At 59.4% G+C, this 16,506-nt stretch carries 16 protein-coding genes; 6 read left to right on the forward strand and 10 right to left on the reverse strand.

The genetic code is table 11. The features are described 5' to 3' along the window. Window positions 1-246 precede the first annotated feature (246 nt). The 4 genes from CKW20_RS26130 to CKW20_RS26145 form a co-directional block, all read right to left on the reverse strand. Entirely contained in the window at window positions 247-1,260 is a 1,014-nt protein-coding gene (locus CKW20_RS26130; RefSeq protein WP_095055460.1) for an alpha/beta hydrolase, read from the reverse strand. A 34-nt stretch (window positions 1,261-1,294) separates the two neighbouring features. Further along, window positions 1,295-1,714 (reverse strand): organic hydroperoxide resistance protein, encoded by a 420-nt coding sequence (locus CKW20_RS26135; RefSeq protein WP_052964019.1) that lies wholly within the window; start codon window positions 1,712-1,714, stop codon window positions 1,295-1,297. A 324-nt stretch (window positions 1,715-2,038) separates the two neighbouring features. Continuing rightward, window positions 2,039-2,500 (reverse strand): MarR family winged helix-turn-helix transcriptional regulator, encoded by a 462-nt coding sequence (locus CKW20_RS26140; RefSeq protein WP_095055526.1) that lies wholly within the window; start codon window positions 2,498-2,500, stop codon window positions 2,039-2,041. 69 nt (window positions 2,501-2,569) lie between these two features. After that, on the reverse strand, window positions 2,570-3,526 hold the full coding sequence (locus CKW20_RS26145; RefSeq protein ID WP_095055461.1) for a LysR family transcriptional regulator: 957 nt from the start codon (window positions 3,524-3,526) through the stop codon (window positions 2,570-2,572). 108 nt (window positions 3,527-3,634) lie between these two features. On the opposite strand from CKW20_RS26145, the gene CKW20_RS26150 reads away from it, so the two are divergent. Next, window positions 3,635-4,384 carry a sulfite exporter TauE/SafE family protein gene (locus CKW20_RS26150; RefSeq protein ID WP_371857455.1) on the forward strand — a complete coding sequence of 250 codons (750 nt, stop codon included), beginning with the start codon at window positions 3,635-3,637 and terminating at the stop codon, window positions 4,382-4,384. On the opposite strand, the gene CKW20_RS26155 is transcribed toward CKW20_RS26150, so the two are convergent. Then, window positions 4,374-5,228 carry a LysR substrate-binding domain-containing protein gene (locus CKW20_RS26155; protein ID WP_095055462.1) on the reverse strand — a complete coding sequence of 285 codons (855 nt, stop codon included), beginning with the start codon at window positions 5,226-5,228 and terminating at the stop codon, window positions 4,374-4,376. The genes CKW20_RS26150 and CKW20_RS26155 overlap by 11 nt on opposite strands. A 96-nt stretch (window positions 5,229-5,324) precedes the next feature. On the opposite strand from CKW20_RS26155, the gene CKW20_RS26160 reads away from it, so the two are divergent. Together CKW20_RS26160 and CKW20_RS26165 are read left to right on the forward strand one after the other, a co-directional pair. Next, a complete protein-coding gene (locus CKW20_RS26160; protein WP_008075682.1) occupies window positions 5,325-5,540 on the forward strand; it encodes a DUF1127 domain-containing protein in 216 nt (71 codons plus the stop codon). 64 nt (window positions 5,541-5,604) lie between these two features. Then, window positions 5,605-6,834, forward strand: a complete 1,230-nt coding sequence (locus tag CKW20_RS26165; RefSeq protein WP_095055463.1) for a winged helix-turn-helix domain-containing protein — start codon at window positions 5,605-5,607, stop codon at window positions 6,832-6,834. Between the two features lie 104 nt (window positions 6,835-6,938). On the opposite strand, the gene CKW20_RS26170 is transcribed toward CKW20_RS26165, so the two are convergent. Then, window positions 6,939-8,285 carry a class II 3-deoxy-7-phosphoheptulonate synthase gene (locus CKW20_RS26170; RefSeq protein ID WP_007899909.1) on the reverse strand — a complete coding sequence of 449 codons (1,347 nt, stop codon included), beginning with the start codon at window positions 8,283-8,285 and terminating at the stop codon, window positions 6,939-6,941. A gap of 150 nt (window positions 8,286-8,435) precedes the next feature. Here CKW20_RS26170 and CKW20_RS26175 point away from each other — a divergent pair, with 150 nt between their 5' ends. Next, window positions 8,436-9,191 carry a spermidine synthase gene (locus tag CKW20_RS26175; RefSeq protein ID WP_095055464.1) on the forward strand — a complete coding sequence of 252 codons (756 nt, stop codon included), beginning with the start codon at window positions 8,436-8,438 and terminating at the stop codon, window positions 9,189-9,191. Between the two features lie 140 nt (window positions 9,192-9,331). On the opposite strand, the gene CKW20_RS26180 is transcribed toward CKW20_RS26175, so the two are convergent. Beyond that, the gene (locus CKW20_RS26180; protein ID WP_095055465.1) at window positions 9,332-10,123 is read right to left on the reverse strand and encodes a crotonase/enoyl-CoA hydratase family protein; all 792 of its coding nucleotides are present in this window, start codon (window positions 10,121-10,123) and stop codon (window positions 9,332-9,334) included. Between the two features lie 433 nt (window positions 10,124-10,556). Here CKW20_RS26180 and CKW20_RS26190 point away from each other — a divergent pair, with 433 nt between their 5' ends. Next, entirely contained in the window at window positions 10,557-12,230 is a 1,674-nt protein-coding gene (locus CKW20_RS26190; protein ID WP_095055466.1) for a DEAD/DEAH box helicase, read from the forward strand. A 101-nt stretch (window positions 12,231-12,331) separates the two neighbouring features. On the opposite strand, the gene CKW20_RS26195 is transcribed toward CKW20_RS26190, so the two are convergent. Further along, window positions 12,332-13,099, reverse strand: coding sequence for a class III extradiol ring-cleavage dioxygenase (locus CKW20_RS26195; protein WP_095055467.1), 768 nt, complete (start codon window positions 13,097-13,099; stop codon window positions 12,332-12,334). Window positions 13,100-13,202: 103 nt separating this feature from the next. On the opposite strand from CKW20_RS26195, the gene CKW20_RS26200 reads away from it, so the two are divergent. Further along, window positions 13,203-13,859, forward strand: coding sequence for a thiopurine S-methyltransferase (locus tag CKW20_RS26200; RefSeq protein WP_095055468.1), 657 nt, complete (start codon window positions 13,203-13,205; stop codon window positions 13,857-13,859). A 199-nt stretch (window positions 13,860-14,058) separates the two neighbouring features. Here CKW20_RS26200 and htpX read toward each other — a convergent pair whose 3' ends face one another. Both htpX and CKW20_RS26210 read right to left on the reverse strand, forming a co-directional pair. Next, window positions 14,059-14,946, reverse strand: coding sequence for a protease HtpX (gene htpX, locus CKW20_RS26205; RefSeq protein WP_095055469.1), 888 nt, complete (start codon window positions 14,944-14,946; stop codon window positions 14,059-14,061). 316 nt (window positions 14,947-15,262) lie between these two features. Then, window positions 15,263-16,474 carry a pyridoxal phosphate-dependent aminotransferase gene (locus tag CKW20_RS26210; protein WP_030132315.1) on the reverse strand — a complete coding sequence of 404 codons (1,212 nt, stop codon included), beginning with the start codon at window positions 16,472-16,474 and terminating at the stop codon, window positions 15,263-15,265. Between the last annotated feature and the right edge of the window lie 32 nt (window positions 16,475-16,506).

The raw sequence follows: 16,506 nt of genomic DNA on the forward strand, positions 1-16,506 counted from the left end.
ACCTTGGTCTGGTCTCAATACTGGATACGATCAACCGGCTTAGCTGCATAACCTGAACCGCCGTATACGGAACCGTATGTACGGTGGTGTGAGAGGACGGCGGATGTAAATCCGCCTCCTACTCGATCCTGATACCCCAGCCCTGTAGGAGCGAGGCTTGCCCGCGAAGGCGGTTTATCATCCGACATTATTGTCGACTGACACAACGCCTTCGCGGGCAAGCCTCGCTCCTACAAGGGTACGGTGTTACTTCAGATGTTGCTTCAGCTCTTCAGACGCTTGCAACATCGCCGAGCGCACCGCGGGCACCTGGCTTACTACGTTGAGCAAACCATAGTCGTGGATCATGCCGTTGTAGCGCACTGCCGTGATCGGTACACCCGCCTCGTCGAGTTTGCGGGCGTAGGCTTCACCCTCATCGCGCAGTACATCGGCGCTGGCCGTCTGCACCAGAGCGGGTGGCAAGCCCTTGAGTTGCGCGGCGGTCGCTCGCAGCGGCGAGGCGTAGATCTCATTCCGCTGTTTGGCATCAGTGGTGTAGTTGTCCCAGAACCACTTCATCATGTTTTTGGTGAGGAAGTGTCCCTCGGCGAACTGGTTGTAGGACGCCGTTTCGAAGCTGGCGTCAGTCACCGGCCACAACAACACCTGGAATCTGATCGCCGGCGTGCCTTTGTCTTTGGCCATCAGTGCAACCACGGCTGCCATGTTGCCACCGACGCTGTTGCCGGCCACGGCCAGACGTTTGCCGTCGACGTTGATCTCTTTACCGTGCTCGGCCACCCACTTCGTCGCGGCGTAGGCCTGGTTGATCGCCACCGGGTAATGCGCTTCCGGCGACGGGGTGTAATTGACGAACACCGCTGCCGCGCCCGAACCCGTTACCAGGTCCCGAACCAGTCGTTCGTGGGTCGGGAAGTCCCCCAGCACCCAACCACCGCCGTGGAAGAACATGAACACCGGCAGCTCGCCTTTGACCCCGGCCGGCCGAACGATGGTCAGGCTGAGCGGTTGGCCGTCGACCTGGATGGTCTTCTCGCTGACATCGGCTTTGGGCAGCGTCAGCTTCACCCCGGCCTGCGCGCCTACCAACACCGCGCGGGCATCGGCGGGAGTGAGCTGTTCCAGCGGTTTGCCGGTACCGGCATTCAGTACATCGAGGAACGCCTGGGTGTTGTGTTCAACACCATTGCCTGCGAATGCACTGCTGATGGACAGGGCGAGAAGGGTGCCGGTCAAGACCTTGCTGAAAGTGTTCATGTTCGTCTCCTGTTTCGGGCCTGGAAGTTAGCGGTTAGACGGTTACGTGCAGGCGCACATCGACGTTGCCACGGGTGGCGTTGGAGTACGGGCAGACCTGGTGGGCGGCTTCGACCAGGCTTTGTGCATCGGCTTGCTCAAGGCCCGGCAGGCTGATGTGCAGGTCGATGTCCAGACCGAAACCGCCGGGGATCTGACCGATGCCGACATGGGCGGTGATCGATGCGTCGTCCGGGATTTTGCGTTTGGTCTGGCTGGCGACGAATTTCAGCGCGCCGATAAAGCAAGCGGAGTAGCCGGCGGCGAACAGTTGTTCAGGGTTGGTTGCGGCGCCGCCAGCACCACCGAGTTCTTTAGGCGTGGCGAGTTTGACGTCGAGGATGTTGTCGCTGGAGATCGCACGACCGTCACGGCCGCCGGTGGAGGTTGCGATTGCGGTGTAGAGAGTTTGCATGGTGTGAGCCTCATTCGGGTTTTGATGTTTTGCGCTAAATGTTTGCGCACTAAGTAAGTGCGAAGTAAATGTAGCTCGCTAATATTTAGCGCGCAAGATAAATTTTCGAAAAAATGAGTTTCGGGTCATGGGTCCAACAGTTCGATTGGAAGGAAAAGCTTGAGATAGAGGCTTTCTTGCGGGATTTTTGCGAGGTGAAATTTTTTGCGACGGGGAGGACGCCTTCGCGGGCAAGCCTCGCTCCTACAGGTTTTCGGTCGATAATTTGTAAACGACACAAAACCTGTAGGAGCGAGGCTTGCCCGCGAAGAACGATAACGCGGTCTAAAGGCTGTCTTGCAGATGACTACGCAGCGCTTGAAGATCTGCTTGTAGCTTCTTCAACTGTTCCAGCGTTTGTCCGCTGGCGCCGAGGATGCACTGGGGAATGCCCCGCGCCTTGTCTCGCAGCGCCCGGCCTTGCTCGGTGAGTTCGACAATCACTACCCGTTCGTCTTCACGGCTACGGGTGCGGCTCAGCAGGCCTTCGGTTTCCAGACGTTTGAGCAGCGGGGTGAGGGAACCGGGATCGGTCAGCAGTCGGGTGCTGATTTCGCCGACCGTCAGCCCATCCTTTTCCCACAGCACCATCATCGCCAGGTATTGCGGATAGGTCAGGCCCAGCGCTTGTAGCAGCGGCTTATAGACCTTGGTCATCAGCAGCGAGGTGGAATGGAGGGCGAAGCAGACCTGGTTGTCCAGCAGCAGGTCGTCGCAGTTATCCGGGTTGTTGCGCTCGGTGTTCATTTCAAAGCCTTGATCAGTGATCGTCATAAATCTAGCGGGCTAATCTTTAATGCGCCAGATAATTCTGCACTAGTGGCGGTCCAGATTGGTTTGCAGCGCCAGATCCCATGGCGGGATGGGGCTGAAACGGGTTTTCAGGTATTCCAGCAACAAGCGGCTGCGAGAACTGGGTTGCTGCTCCAGGCGCAACGCATAAATACCGGTGCTTTCCGGTGTTGGCAGACCGTTTTCGCAAAACAGCGGCAGCAGTTCGCCGCGTAATAAATATTCGCTGGCCAGCCAGGTCGGCAGATGCGCGATGCCCAATCCAGCCAGTGCACCGCAGACCAGCGCCTCGGCATTGTTGGCGCTCATGCGAATTCGCGCTGGCCGATGCAAGTGCATCTGTCCATCTCGCTCGAAGCGCCAGGCGAACGGTGGAGCCAGACCCTCCCAGTCGAGGCCATCGTGTTCGGTCAACTGCGCCGGATCGGTCGGCACGCCACGGCGCTGCAAATAATCGGGGCTGGCGCAGGCGATGCGCACCATGCTCGCCAGCGGCGTGGCCACCAGCCGGGTATCGGCCATCTGCCCGGCACGCAATACCAGATCGACCTTGCCCAGGTTCGAGCCCTGCATGTCGACAAAGCTGTCGATCAGGTGCAATTGCACGTCGAGGCCGGGGTAAAGCGTCAGGAAGTCGGCAATCACCGGCGCCAGGTGTCGGCGCCCGAACGCTGCTGGCGCATCCACCCGAATCAAGCCTTCCGGCGCACTGCTCAGGGACACCGCTTCCGCCCGGGCCAGGCGCAGCTCAGCGACGATCCGCCGCGCGCGTTCGGCAAAAGCCAAACCGGCCGGGGTCGCTCGTACCGCGTGGGTGCTGCGGATGAACAGCTGGCTGCCAACGGCGTTTTCGAGGCTGTCGATGCGTCGCGCCACGGCCGAAGGCGTCAATGGATGGCGTCGGGATGCAGCGGAAAAACTGCCGCTTTCCAGTACATCCAGAAACAGGCCAAGTTGTTCGGTCAATTGATTGGGGTTCATCGTTCGTCAGCGCTTGTGCGAAGTTGGCACAGCCATTGTGCGTTGCTGTGCGTTTCCCCGCCAGAGCCGACTGCGTAGGATGAACAACCTCACAAAAGGAAATCGCCTGTGATTGAGTTTTTGATGTATCTGGTTTTTGGTGCGGCCCTGGGAACCCTTGGCGGACTGTTCGGCATCGGTGGCGGGCTGGTCGCAATCCCGCTGTTGGGCGTGTGGTTCGGTCTTGATCAGCAAATTGCCCAAGGCACGGCGCTGGTGATGGTGGTGCCGAACGTGATGCTGGCGCTGTGGCGCTATCATCAGCGCAATCGCATCGAAATGCGTCATGCGCTGCCATTGGCCTTGATGGGTTTTTGTTTTGCCTGGATCGGTTCGATCTGGGCGGTGGGTATTGATGCACAAACCATGCGCTTGGGCTTCGTCGCATTCCTGATCGCGCTGTCGGCCTACAACCTGATGCGAATGTTCACCGCCAACGCGCCGGCCTCTTCGCAGATGCGCTATTCCTGGCCGTGGCTGGGTGTGCTCGGCGCAGCTTCCGGGACGATGGGTGGGCTATTTGGAGTGGGCGGGGCGGTGGTTGCAACGCCGGTGTTGACCAGCCTGTTCGGGACCACTCAAGTGGTTGCCCAGGGGTTGGCGCTGGCGCTGGCGTTGCCGAGTACGGGCGTCACCCTGGCGACTTATGCGGTGCACGATCAGGTGCATTGGGCGATCGGTGTGCCGTTGGCGGTCGGTGGATTGATGAGCATCAGTTGGGGCGTGAGAATTGCCCACGCGCTGCCGGAGCGACTCCTGCGCGGGCTGTTCTGTGGTTTTCTGGTGGTCTGCGCAGTGATGCTCGCGTTTAAAGTTTGAAGCCTTCGACGATGTGTTCGGCCAGGCATTCGGTGATCGGCGAAGGGTTGTTGAGGTTGCGGATCAGCATGATGCTGCCTTCGGGCAACACTGGCAGGTCTTCATCCGCGCCGAGAATGCGCATGTCCGGTGTGATCAGGCTTTCCAGCTGCGCGGTGATCGCCAGACCCGCGCTGACCACGGCCATCAACGCCGACAGGCTGGAGCTGTTGTAGGCAATGCGGTAATCACGGCCCATGGCGTCCAGGGCATTGCACGCCCAGAGGCGACAGAAGCAATCACTGTTGAACATTGCCAGCGGCAGCGGCGTCTGCTCATGGGCGCTGAAGCATTGGGCTTCGGCCCACACAAAACGCTCCTTGCGCAGTAATTGGCCGATCTCGTTACCCGGCTCGCGGGTGACGATGGACAGGTCCAGGTCCTGGCGCTGCAACAGTTGCTTGGTCGATTCGCAGTGAACCTCGATCTGGATCAGCGGATAGAACTGCGCGAAACGCGACAGGATGCCCGGCAGAAAGCGCATGACGTAATCATCGGGCGTACCGATGCGCACAGTGCCGACCATGTGCGGCTCGCGCAGGGTATTGAAGACTTCGCTATGGAGTTTGAGGATGCGCCGCGCATAGCCCAGCAATACTTGGCCTTCGGCGGTCAGCTTGACCTGGCGCCCGTCGCGTTCGAACAGCTGGCGCTGCAACACGTCCTCTTCCAGGCGTTTCATCTGCATGCTCACCGCCGACTGGGTGCGGTTGACCATTTCACCGGCGCGGGTAAAACCGCCCTGATCGGCGATCGCGACGAAGGTGCGCAGTACATCGGTATCGATACTGGGGTAAGCGGACATTCATCAATCTCCGAGATGTATGCCATCAGAAACATTCGTTGGATTGATCTTAGCGCTGGCGCGAGACTTGGGCCATCCCTAAAGGAGGGCTACACGATGAAAGGTCACAACGAGCATGTAACGGAACAAAAATTCTCAATCCACGCGGTTTCCGATCTGCTGCACAAGTTTAGTCGCTGGTACGAACTTCACCGTGAACGTGAAATGCTGGCGGGCTTGAGCGACGAAGCACTGAAGGATATCGGCGTGAGCCGTGCGGATGTGGAGCATGAGACGGTAAGACCGTTCTGGGATGATCCGATGCATAAATGATGATGCCATCGCTACACAAACCGCTTGCGGGTGAGGTAGGTTGCGAGCAGACAAGGAGATGCTCATGCCCGCCACACTGTCTTTTTCCCTCAAACAGGCTCGGCGTCTGGCGCTGGCCGCCCAAGGGTTCAACGGGCGCCAGCCGCCGGCGGCGATCAAAGCGGTTCAGCTCAACCGGCTGATCGAGCGCCTGGGCATTCTGCAGATCGATTCGGTCAATGCGTTGGTGCGTTCGCACTACCTTCCCTTGTTTTCCCGTCTTGGCAATTATTCATCCGACTTGCTTGATCAGGCTGCCTGGAGTCAGGGCCGTCGACGCACGTTGTTCGAGTACTGGGGTCATGAAGCGTCTTTGTTGCCCTTGTCGATGTACCCTTTGATGCGCTGGCGCATGCAGCGTGCGACCCGCGGCGAAGACATCTATCAGCAACTGGCGCGCTTCGGTCGTGAGCAGCAAGAGACGATTCGCCGTGTTTTGGCGTCGGTGCAGGAACTCGGTGCACTGGGTGCTGGCAGCTTGTCGACCCGTCAGGAGCGGGCAGGGCCGTGGTGGGACTGGAGCGCGGAAAAGCATGCACTGGAATGGTTGTTCGCCGCCGGTGAAGTGACCGTGGCCGGTCGGCGCGGGTTCGAGCGGCTTTATGATTTGCCGGAGCGGGTGATTCCTTCGGCGATACTTCAACAACCTTTGCTCAGTGAGGCCGAGGCTCAGCGCGGTCTGTTGCTGCATGCTGCCAATGCGTTGGGCGTGGCGACGGAAAAGGACCTGCGGGACTATTTTCGCTTGAGCCCGGCAGACAGCCGGCCGCGTCTGGCGGAGCTGGCCGAAGAGGGTGATCTGCTGGTCTGTGAGGTTGAAGGCTGGCGGCAACCGGCCTATTGCCCGGCTGAGCCGAAAGTACCGCGCAAGGTCGAGGCCAGCGCGCTGCTTTCACCGTTCGATTCGCTGATCTGGGAACGCAGCCGTACCGAGCGATTGTTTGATTTCCGTTATCGGTTGGAGATTTATACGCCGCAGCACAAGCGCGTTTACGGCTATTACGTATTGCCGTTTTTGCACCATGAGCGGATTGCTGCGCGGGTCGACTTGCGGGCCGAGCGAGCGTTGGGCCGGTTGGCGGTGCATGCCGTGCATGAGGAAGAGCCGGGGTTGGATGAGGCGGGGATGCTGGCGTTGGCGGTCAATCTGCGGCAGATGGCGGATTGGTTGGGGCTGGCGCAGATTCAATTGAATTGCCCGCGGGCGAGTGCGGCGCGATTGCGGGTGGCATTGGCACAGTTTGGTGGTGATTGAGCTGACGCCTTCGCGGGCAAGTCGGATCGCCGCACCGCTCGCTCCTACAGGAATTCACGATCCCTTGTAGGAGCGAGGCTTGCCCGCTAAGGGGGCGGCGCGGTTTAGCGCCGAACCTGCTTCAGGGTTTCAGCAATCAAAAACGCCAATTCCAGCGACTGATCGGCATTCATCCGCGGGTCGCAGTGGGTGTGGTAACGATCCGACAGGCCATCCTCGGTAATCGGCCGCGCCCCGCCGATGCATTCGGTGACGTTCTGCCCGGTCATTTCGATGTGGATGCCGCCGGCATAACTGCCTTCCGCCTCGTGAACCTGGAAGAACTGTTTCACCTCGCCAAGGATCTGCGCAAAATCGCGGGTTTTGTAACCGCTGCTGGCCTTGATGGTGTTGCCATGCATCGGGTCGGAGCTCCACAGCACCTGCTTGCCTTCACGCTGCACTGCGCGGATCAGCTGCGGCAGGTGATCGCCGACCTTGTTCGCGCCCATCCGCGCAATCAGGTTCAGGCGACCCGGGTCGTTGTCCGGGTTGAGCACATCGATCAGGCGAATCAGGTCTTCAGGGTTCATGCTCGGGCCGACCTTCACGCCGATCGGGTTGTGCACCCCACGCAGGAATTCGACATGCGCGCCGTCGAGCTGACGGGTACGGTCGCCGATCCACAGCATGTGGGCCGAGCAGTCGTAGTAGTCGTTGGTCAGGCTGTCGCGACGCACGAAGGCTTCTTCGTAGTTCAGCAGCAGCGCTTCGTGGGCGGTGAAGAAACTGGTTTCGCGCAGTTGCGGCGAGCTGTCCATGCCGCAGGCGCGCATGAAGGCCAGGGTTTCATCGATGCGGTCGGCCAGGTGGCTGTACTTCTCGGCCAGCGCCGAGTTGGCGATGAAGTCCAGGTTCCACTTGTGCACCTGATGCAGGTCGGCAAAGCCGCCCTGGGCAAAGGCACGCAGCAGGTTCAGGGTTGCGGTGGACTGGTGGTAGGACTGCAGTAGACGATCCGGGTCCGGCACACGGCTTTTTTCGTCGAAACCGATGCCGTTGACGATATCGCCACGGTAGGCTGGCAGTGTCACGCCGTTGATGGTTTCATCGTTGGCTGAACGGGGTTTGGCGAACTGGCCGGCCATGCGTCCGACTTTGACCACAGGACAGCCAGCGGCGAAGGTCATGACGATCGCCATTTGCAGCAACACTTTAAACGTGTCGCGAATTTTCGCGGCGGAGAATTCGGCGAAGCTTTCGGCGCAGTCGCCGCCCTGCAACAGAAACGCCCGGCCCTGGGTGACTTCGGCAAACTGACGACGCAACTCCCTGGCTTCACCGGCAAACACCAGCGGCGGATAGCTCGCCAGGGTTTGCTCGACGTGCAGCAAATGCGCCGCGTCGGGGTATTGGGGTTGTTGCTGGATCGGCAGGGCGCGCCAGCTGTCAGGGCTCCAGGGTTGGCTCATTGCAGTCTCTAGTGTTTTACGCTCGGACGGTTATGTTATCAGCAATTAGTGCGTGACCTGCTCCCGTCGCTTCGCGGACAATCGCGCCTTTGCCGCCTTATTGCGCTGCTATTTACTGCATTGCGGGCCCGGTAACGATCAGGAGACGAAATGACTGAGGAGCGCGTCGAGCATTTGCTCGCCGAGGTACAGGATGAATTCGGCGTGATTCGCGTGCTGGAAGTGGCTGATTACCGTTTTCTGGAGTTCGGTGATGCCATCGAACAGAGCTGCGTGTTCACCGCTGACCCGAGCTGGCTCGAGTACGATTACACCCGCGCGATGCTGATTGGCGCGCTGTGCCACGAACAGCCGGAAAGCGCGCTGTTCCTCGGGCTCGGTGCCGGGACACTGACCCAGGCTTGCCTCAAGTTCTTGCCGCTGGAAGATGTCGAAGCCATCGAGCTGCGTCCGGATGTACCGCGCCTGGCCATCGAATACCTCGGGCTGGATGATGATCCGCGGCTGTACATTCGCGTCGGCGATGCCCTGGATCTACTCGAAACGGCTGAACCGGCCGATCTGATTTTCGTCGATCTCTATACCGACGTCGGGCCGGGTGTCGGGCATCTGGCCTGGGGTTTTCTGGAAAACTGTCAGAAGCGGTTGAATCCGGGTGGCTGGCTGGTAATCAACCAGTGGGCCACCGACGATGGTAGGCCGTTGGGAGCCGCGTTGTTGCGCGGTCTCTATCACCGGCATTACTGGGAGTTGCCGGTGAAGGAGGGCAACGTGATTCTGATCGTGCCATCGGAGCTGGATCAGGCACTGGATATGGATGGGCTGATCGCGCGCGCCGAAGGTCTGGCGCCGCGATTGGGTTATTCGTTGCAGTCGTTGATCAAGGCGATCCGGCCGGCGACATAGATGGTGGTTGGCCTTTAGGGCCTCTTCGCGGGCAAGCCTCGCTCCTACAGGTTTTATGTCGTCCGCCGGAAATGTGAATGACCCCAAACCTGTAGGAGCGAGGCTTGCCCGCGAAGGCATTCTCCCAGTCAATACATACCTCAAAGCCCTTTGAAAACGCCCGGCCGCTTCTCGACCATCGACCGCACACCCTCCTTGGCATCCTCGCTGTTCAGCAACTTCTTCACCAGCGCCGGCAATGCCTGAGCTGCCGCGGTTTCACCCTCATAACGCGCCTGCCGGGCAGACATCAATGTCGCCTGAACACCTAGCGGTGCCTGCCGGGCAATCCGCTCCGCCAACTCGATCGCCCGTGGCAACAAGTCCTCGCTGGCCATGACTTCCTGCACCAACCCCAAATGCAAAGCGTCATGAGCATCGAATTCATCGCCAGTAAGCAACCAGCGCATGGCATTGCCCCAGCCAGCGACCTGATGCAGGCGCAAGGTGGCACCGCCGAACGGGAAGATCCCGCGCTGCACTTCCTTCTGGGCAAAACGGGTATTGCTGGCGCACAGGTTGATGTCGGCAGCCAGCATCAACTCGATGCCAACGGTCAGGCAGTAGCCTTGAGCCGCGACAATCACCGGTTTGCTGACCCGAGGTCCTGCGAGCACGCCCCACGGGTCGCAGCCACCGGGCGGTGCCTGCCAGCCTTCGGCCAGGGCCGCGCCGGCGCTGACCAGATCGAGCCCGGCAGTGAAATGCTCACCATGACCGAACACCACCGCGACCCGCGCCTCGCTGTCAGCCTCGAACTCGCCATAGGCCAGGCTGAGTGCGTTGAGCAGGTCGAGGTCGAAGGCATTGCGTTTGGCCACCCGATCCAGGCCGATCATCAGGACATGACCGTGTCGTTCACGGGTTACGCGACTGGGGCTTGGCTGATTCATGGGACATTTCCTCGGGCGAAAAGAGGCGGGAAAAGTATATGAGAGACCGACGGTCTGCCTCACAAGAGTGAACCGTTTTAGCGCCATCGTCAGCAGGGCCGGGCCTTTGCAAAATAGACCGTCGCACGATTATCCGAAAAGCCCGTGACACAACGGTATGCGCCGGTTTTTTCCGATAAAAAAAGCTCCCTTTTCGGGCGAATTCCGGTATAGTGCGCGCCGGCCTTTAACCGGGCCGCGTTTAGGTAGCGCAATTCCCCGAAGCCAGCTTCGGCTGCACGTCCGCACAGCGGACTCTTCCTTGACGAATCTTTTTCATTCATTCGTTTTCGCAAATCCCCGCCGACAAAGCAGCCAGGGCGACTCTTGAGTCTTACACGGCATGCGCAGCTTTGGAGCATGGGTCTTTGCGGATGCACTTAGAGGCAGACCCATGACCCAGGAAACCGGCGGCTTCGCCGCTTTTAATCTTAATCCGAATATTCTTGCAGCCGTCATTGCGACCGGCTACGAAGAACCTTCGGCTATTCAGCAGCAATCGATCCCGATCATCATGGCCGGCCACGACATGATTGGCCAAGCGCAAACCGGTACGGGTAAAACCGCCGCGTTCGCCCTGCCGATCCTGCACCGCATCGATCCTGCCAAGCGCGAGCCGCAAGCCCTGATCCTGGCGCCAACCCGTGAGTTGGCGCTGCAAGTAGCAACCGCTTTCGAAACCTACGCCAAGCAAATGCCGGGCGTTACCGTTGTGGCCGTTTACGGCGGCGCGCCTATGGGCCCGCAACTGAAAGCAATCCGTAATGGCGCACAGATCGTTGTCGCCACGCCGGGCCGTCTGTGCGACCACCTGCGTCGTGACGAAAAAGTTCTGGCTACCGTGAACCACCTGGTTCTCGACGAAGCTGACGAAATGCTCAAATTGGGTTTCATGGACGACCTCGAAGTTATCTTCAAGGCCTTGCCTCCAACCCGTCAGACCGTATTGTTCTCGGCCACCCTGCCGCAGTCGATCCGTGCCATTGCCGAACGCCATCTGCGCGATCCGCAACACGTGAAGATCCAGACCAAGACTCAGACCGTTACCGCGATCGAACAGGCTCACCTGTTGGTTCACGCTGACCAGAAGACCTCGGCTGTATTGAGCCTGCTGGAAGTGGAAGATTTCGACGCCCTGATCATGTTCGTGCGCACCAAGCAAGCGACCCTGGACCTGGCCAGTGCCCTGGAAGCCAAAGGCTACAAAGCCGCTGCGCTGAACGGTGACATTGCTCAGAACCAGCGTGAGCGCGTGATCGATTCCCTCAAGGATGGCCGTCTGGACATCGTTGTGGCGACCGACGTTGCTGCTCGTGGCCTGGACGTTCCGCGCATCACTCACGTGTTCAACGTTGACATGCCGTACGATCCTGAGTCCTACGTTCACCGTATCGGCCGTACCGGCCGTGCCGGTCGCGAAGGTCGTGCACTGCTGCTGGTGACTCCTCGTGAGCGCCGCATGCTGCAAGTGATCGAGCGTGTAACCGGTCAGAAGGTTGCCGAAGTTCGTCTGCCGGATGCTCAGGCCGTTCTCGATGCCCGTATCAAGAAACTGACCAACAGCCTGTCGCCGCTGGTCGCTGATGCCGAATCGACTCACGGTGATCTGCTGGATCGCTTGACCGCCGACATCGGTTGCACCCCGCGTGCACTGGCCGCTGCTCTGCTGCGCAAGGCAACCAACGCTCAGGCGCTGACCCTGGCCGCAATCGAGAAAGAACGTCCACTGGTGCCGAACAACGCACCGCGTGGCGATCGTCCAGAGCGTTCCGGTGATCGTCCGGACCGTGGTGATCGCGAGCGTCGTGCTCCGGTTCCATTGGCCGAAGGTCGTGCTCGTTGCCGTACCGCGCTGGGTGCGCGTGATGGTATCGCTGCCAAGAACCTGCTGGGCGCCATCCTCAACGAAGGTGGTCTGGCGCGTGAAGCCATCGGTCGCATCCAGGTGCGTGACAGCTTCAGCCTCGTCGAGCTGCCGGAAGATGGTCTGGAGAAGCTGCTGACCAAACTGAAGGACACTCGCGTTGCCGGTAAGCAGTTGAAGCTGCGTCGCTATCGCGAAGATTGATCCGCTCTCGAGCTGATTGATCGCACATAAAAAATCCCCGACTGGTTCGGGGATTTTTTTTGCCTGATCGTTCCCACGCAGAGCGTGGGAACGATCAGGTGTCAGCCAAAGCGATAAATATCCATCCCCAGCGCACCCATGGTGAACCCCTGATGGGCAACGCTGAACTCACCCCCGGCCGCGCGGGCAAAGTACAGCGGCAGCAAATGCTCGTCACTCGGATGGTTACGCGCCGCATTCGGAGCTTGCTGACGATAGTCGTGCAGCGCGGCTTCGTCGTTCGCTTCGAGTTTCTCGATCATCCAGTCGCGGAACGCCTTGGCCCATGGTTCGACGCTTTCCGGGCCGGCGTGCCAGTCCAGTTCGCGCAGGTTGTGGGTGATGCTGCCGGAGCCGATCAACAGCACGCCCTGTTCGCGCAGGCTGGCCAAGGCATGGCCGACGCGAGTTTGCAGGGCAGGGCCGGCACGGGTGGGCAGCGAGACCTGCACCACCGGGATATCAGCTTGCGGATACATCAACGACAAGGGCACCCAAACACCGTGGTCGAACGGTCGCTGGGTGTCGATGCGCGCCGGAAGATCATCGGCCTTCAGCAGCTCGACCACCTCCGCCGCCAGTTGCGGATTGCCGGGGGCCGGGTATTGAACTTCGAACAAGGCCTGAGGAAATCCGCCGAAGTCGTGCCAGGTTTCAGGCTGAGGGTTGCCGCTGACCAACAGTTCGCTGCTTTCCCAGTGCGCGGAAACCATCACGATGGCCTTGGGTTTAGGCAATGCGGCGGCCAGACTCGCAAGGGCCGGTCCGCTGGCGCCGGGTTCCAGGGCTAGCATCGGGGAGCCATGAGAGATATACAGGCTGGGGAACATGAATGAGCTCCTGAGAGTAAGATGGCACCATCTTCAGTCAGATCATTGATCTAAATCTAATATAAGTTTTAGGGTCTATTGATCGAATTTTTCGGGGTTAATTATGCAGCCGGAGTTTTGGCACAAACGATGGGCGTCGAATCAGATCGGCTTTCATCTGCCGGAAGTGAATCCTTATCTGCAACGGTTTTGGCCAGCGTTGAACCTGGAGGAGGGCGCTCGCGTGCTGGTGCCGCTGTGTGGGAAAAGTCTGGATCTGTTGTGGCTGGCGCACCAAGGTCATGAGGTCTTGGGGATTGAGCTGTCGGAAAAGGCCGTGGAGGATTTCTTCAGTGAGCATCAATTTGACCCGGACGTCAGTGAGCAGGGGCCATTCAAGGTCTACCGTGCCGGTTCAATCGAGTTGTGGTGTGGTGATTTCTTCGAGTTGACGGCAGGCGATGTCGCCGATTGCAGCGCGCTGTATGACCGCGCGGCGTTGATTGCCCTGCCGCCGGCGATGCGTGAGCAATACGCGGCTCATCTGATTCGGATTTTGCCGAAGGATTCTTTAGGGCTTTTGATTACGCTGGATTACGACCAGGCGCAAATGGACGGGCCGCCGTTTGCTGTGCTTGATGACGAAGTGCAGCGGTTGTTCGGTGATGTGTGGGCGCTGAAGATTCTGGAGGATCAAGACGTTCTGGGTGAGAGCTGGAAGTTTCTTGAGGCCGGTGTCACGCGGCTTGAAGAGCGGGTTTATCGGGTTTCCAGCCATTAAGGTATGTTGAGTTTGCTGGCCTCTTCTCGGGCAAGCCCGCTCCCACAGGTTTTGTGTAATTCGCCGATTATGTGAACGACACAAATCCAGTAGGAGCGAGGCTTGCCCGCGAAGAGGCCCTGATGAACACCGCATTAATCAAGCAGACAAAAAAAAGGCCCGCATTCACTGCGGGCCTTATCTTTTAGTGCAGAGCCTGTCAGCCCCGACGACGCAATGCGTCGATACGCTCTTCCAGCGGCGGGTGGCTCATGAACATACGGGCGAACCCTTGTTTGAGGCCACCGTTGATGCCAAAGGCATTCAGCGTGTCCGGCATGTGCACCGGCAGCCCTTGTTCTGCACGCAGACGCTGCAGGGCACCGATCATTGCGCTGGTACCCGCCAGGCGTGCACCGGCATCATCGGCCCGGAATTCGCGCTTACGCGAGAACCACATGACGATGGCGCTGGCCAGAATACCCAGGACCAGTTCGGCGAAGATGGTCGCTACGTAGTAGGCGATGCCTTGGCCTTCTTCGTTCTTGAAGATCACCTTGTCGACAAAGTTACCGATGATCCGGGCGAAGAACATCACGAAAGTGTTCACCACCCCCTGGATCAATGCCAGGGTGACCATGTCGCCATTGGCTACGTGGCCGATTTCGTGGGCCAGAACGGCTTTCACTTCATCTGGCGAGAAACGCTCGAGCAAGCCCTGGCTGACCGCGACCAGTGCGTCGTTCTTGTTCCAGCCGGTGGCAAAGGCGTTGGCTTCATAGGCCGGGAAAATCCCGACTTCGGGCATCTTGATCCCGGCTTCGCGGGACAATTGCTCGACAGTTTGCAGCAGCCATTGCTCGTGCCGGGTACGCGGCTGGCTGATGATCTGGGTGCTGGTACTCATTTTCGCCATCCACTTGGAGATGAACAGCGAGAACAGGGAACCGGCGAAACCAAAGACCGCACAGAAAATCAGCAGCTGATTGAGGTTGAGATCAACCCCGTTGGCCGCCATGAACCCGTTGAAGCCGACAAGGCTCAGGGTGATGCTGGCAATCAGCACGACCGCCAGGTTAGTGGCCAAAAACAGCAAAATGCGCATCATGGTTGTAGAAATCTCCTCGTGCTAAAGATGTAGCGTACTGCGGGGTATATAAGGTGCTGCAGCGGGCTATTCAACCGGGTGACTATTTCAAACTGTGTCCTACAGCAACAGTCTAGCTGCTTGAAGGGCATTTCCGACGTCGACATAGGAAACGGTTATCAGCCAATTAGCGTCGCAGGCCCCCGCCGTTGTTAGGCGCGGGCATGAAACGTGTCGTCCGTCAGTGCTTGAAACAACGATGCAAGGTGGGTGCACAGATGTGTTGCTGAATTAATCACCGTGCGACTTTAATCAGCGTCGCACGGTGACAGGCCACTTACTGGCGGTAGGACTTGAGGAAGTTGCCGATCCGGCCAATCGCCTGATCCAGGTCGTCGAGCCGTGGCAGGGTGACCACGCGGAAGTGATCCGGCCATGGCCAGTTGAAGGCCGTGCCTTGTACCACCAGCAGCTTCTCCGAGAGCAGCAGGTCGAGCACGAATTTCTCATCGTTGTGGATCGGGCAGACTTTCGGATCGATCCGCGGGAACGCATACAGCGCGCCCATCGGCTTGACGCAGCTCACGCCCGGAATGTCGTTCAGCAATTCCCAGGTACGATTGCGCTGTTCCAGCAGACGCCCTTGCGGCAGCACCAGATCGTTGATGCTCTGATAGCCGCCCAGCGCGGTCTGGATGGCGTGCTGGCTCGGCACGTTGGCGCACAGGCGCATGTTGGCCAATATATCGATGCCTTCGATGTAGCTCTGGGCGTGATGTTTCGGACCGGAAATAGCGACCCAGCCGGAACGGAAGCCAGCCACACGATAGGACTTGGACAGACCGTTGAAGGTCAGGCACAGCAAATCCGGCGCCAGCGAGGCGGTGCAGATGTGTACGGCGTCGTCGTACAGGATCTTGTCGTAGATCTCGTCGGAGAACACCACCAGATTGTGCTGACGGGCCAGTTCCAGCATGCCCAGCAGGACTTCTTTCGAGTACACCGAGCCGGTCGGGTTGTTCGGGTTGATGATCACCAGAGCCTTGGTGTTCGGGGTGATCTTGGCCTTGATGTCGGCCAGATCCGGCCACCAGTTGGCCTGTTCATCGCACAAGTAATGCACCGCGTTGCCGCCCGCCAGGCTCACTGCGGCGGTCCACAGCGGATAGTCGGGAGCCGGTACCAGCACTTCGTCGCCGTTGTTGAGCAGGGCCTGCATCGACATCACGATCAGCTCGGAAACGCCGTTGCCCAGGTAGATGTCTTCGATGCCGACGCCTTCCACCTGTTTTTGCTGGTAGTACTGCATCACAGCCTTGCGAGCGCTGAACAACCCCTTGGAGTCGCTGTAACCCTGGGCTGTCGGCAGGTTGCGAATTACGTCCTGAAGGATTTCATCCGGCGCTTCGAAACCAAAGGGGGCCGGGTTGCCGATGTTCAGCTTGAGGATGCGATGGCCTTCCTCTTCCAGGCGTTTGGCGTGCTTGAGCACTGGGCCGCGAATGTCGTAGCAGACGTTGGCGAGCTTGTTCGATTTGCTGACCTGCATGGCGATGTGTTCCCGAAAATGAACGATCCAGG

Origin of the sequence: Pseudomonas sp. Irchel s3b2 (assembly GCF_900187445.1) — a bacterium.
Classification (GTDB): Bacteria; Pseudomonadota; Gammaproteobacteria; order Pseudomonadales; family Pseudomonadaceae; genus Aquipseudomonas.

Bases quoted from the DNA above. Each gene is read 5' to 3' on its own strand.
- CKW20_RS26140 (WP_095055526.1), bottom strand. From the start codon at position 2,500: ATGAACACCGAGCGCAACAACCCGGATAACTGCGACGACCTGCTGCTG.
- htpX (WP_095055469.1), bottom strand. From the start codon at position 14,946: ATGATGCGCATTTTGCTGTTTTTGGCCACTAACCTGGCGGTCGTGCTG.
- CKW20_RS26190 (WP_095055466.1), top strand. From the start codon at position 10,557: ATGACCCAGGAAACCGGCGGCTTCGCCGCTTTTAATCTTAATCCGAAT.
- CKW20_RS26155 (WP_095055462.1), bottom strand. From the start codon at position 5,228: ATGTCCGCTTACCCCAGTATCGATACCGATGTACTGCGCACCTTCGTC.
- CKW20_RS26170 (WP_007899909.1), bottom strand. From the start codon at position 8,285: ATGAGCCAACCCTGGAGCCCTGACAGCTGGCGCGCCCTGCCGATCCAG.
- CKW20_RS26175 (WP_095055464.1), top strand. From the start codon at position 8,436: ATGACTGAGGAGCGCGTCGAGCATTTGCTCGCCGAGGTACAGGATGAA.
- CKW20_RS26135 (WP_052964019.1), bottom strand. From the start codon at position 1,714: ATGCAAACTCTCTACACCGCAATCGCAACCTCCACCGGCGGCCGTGAC.
- CKW20_RS26210 (WP_030132315.1), bottom strand. From the start codon at position 16,474: ATGCAGGTCAGCAAATCGAACAAGCTCGCCAACGTCTGCTACGACATT.
- CKW20_RS26165 (WP_095055463.1), top strand. From the start codon at position 5,605: ATGCCCGCCACACTGTCTTTTTCCCTCAAACAGGCTCGGCGTCTGGCG.
- CKW20_RS26160 (WP_008075682.1), top strand. From the start codon at position 5,325: ATGAAAGGTCACAACGAGCATGTAACGGAACAAAAATTCTCAATCCAC.
- CKW20_RS26145 (WP_095055461.1), bottom strand. From the start codon at position 3,526: ATGAACCCCAATCAATTGACCGAACAACTTGGCCTGTTTCTGGATGTA.
- CKW20_RS26180 (WP_095055465.1), bottom strand. From the start codon at position 10,123: ATGAATCAGCCAAGCCCCAGTCGCGTAACCCGTGAACGACACGGTCAT.
- CKW20_RS26195 (WP_095055467.1), bottom strand. From the start codon at position 13,099: ATGTTCCCCAGCCTGTATATCTCTCATGGCTCCCCGATGCTAGCCCTG.
- CKW20_RS26200 (WP_095055468.1), top strand. From the start codon at position 13,203: ATGCAGCCGGAGTTTTGGCACAAACGATGGGCGTCGAATCAGATCGGC.
- CKW20_RS26130 (WP_095055460.1), bottom strand. From the start codon at position 1,260: ATGAACACTTTCAGCAAGGTCTTGACCGGCACCCTTCTCGCCCTGTCC.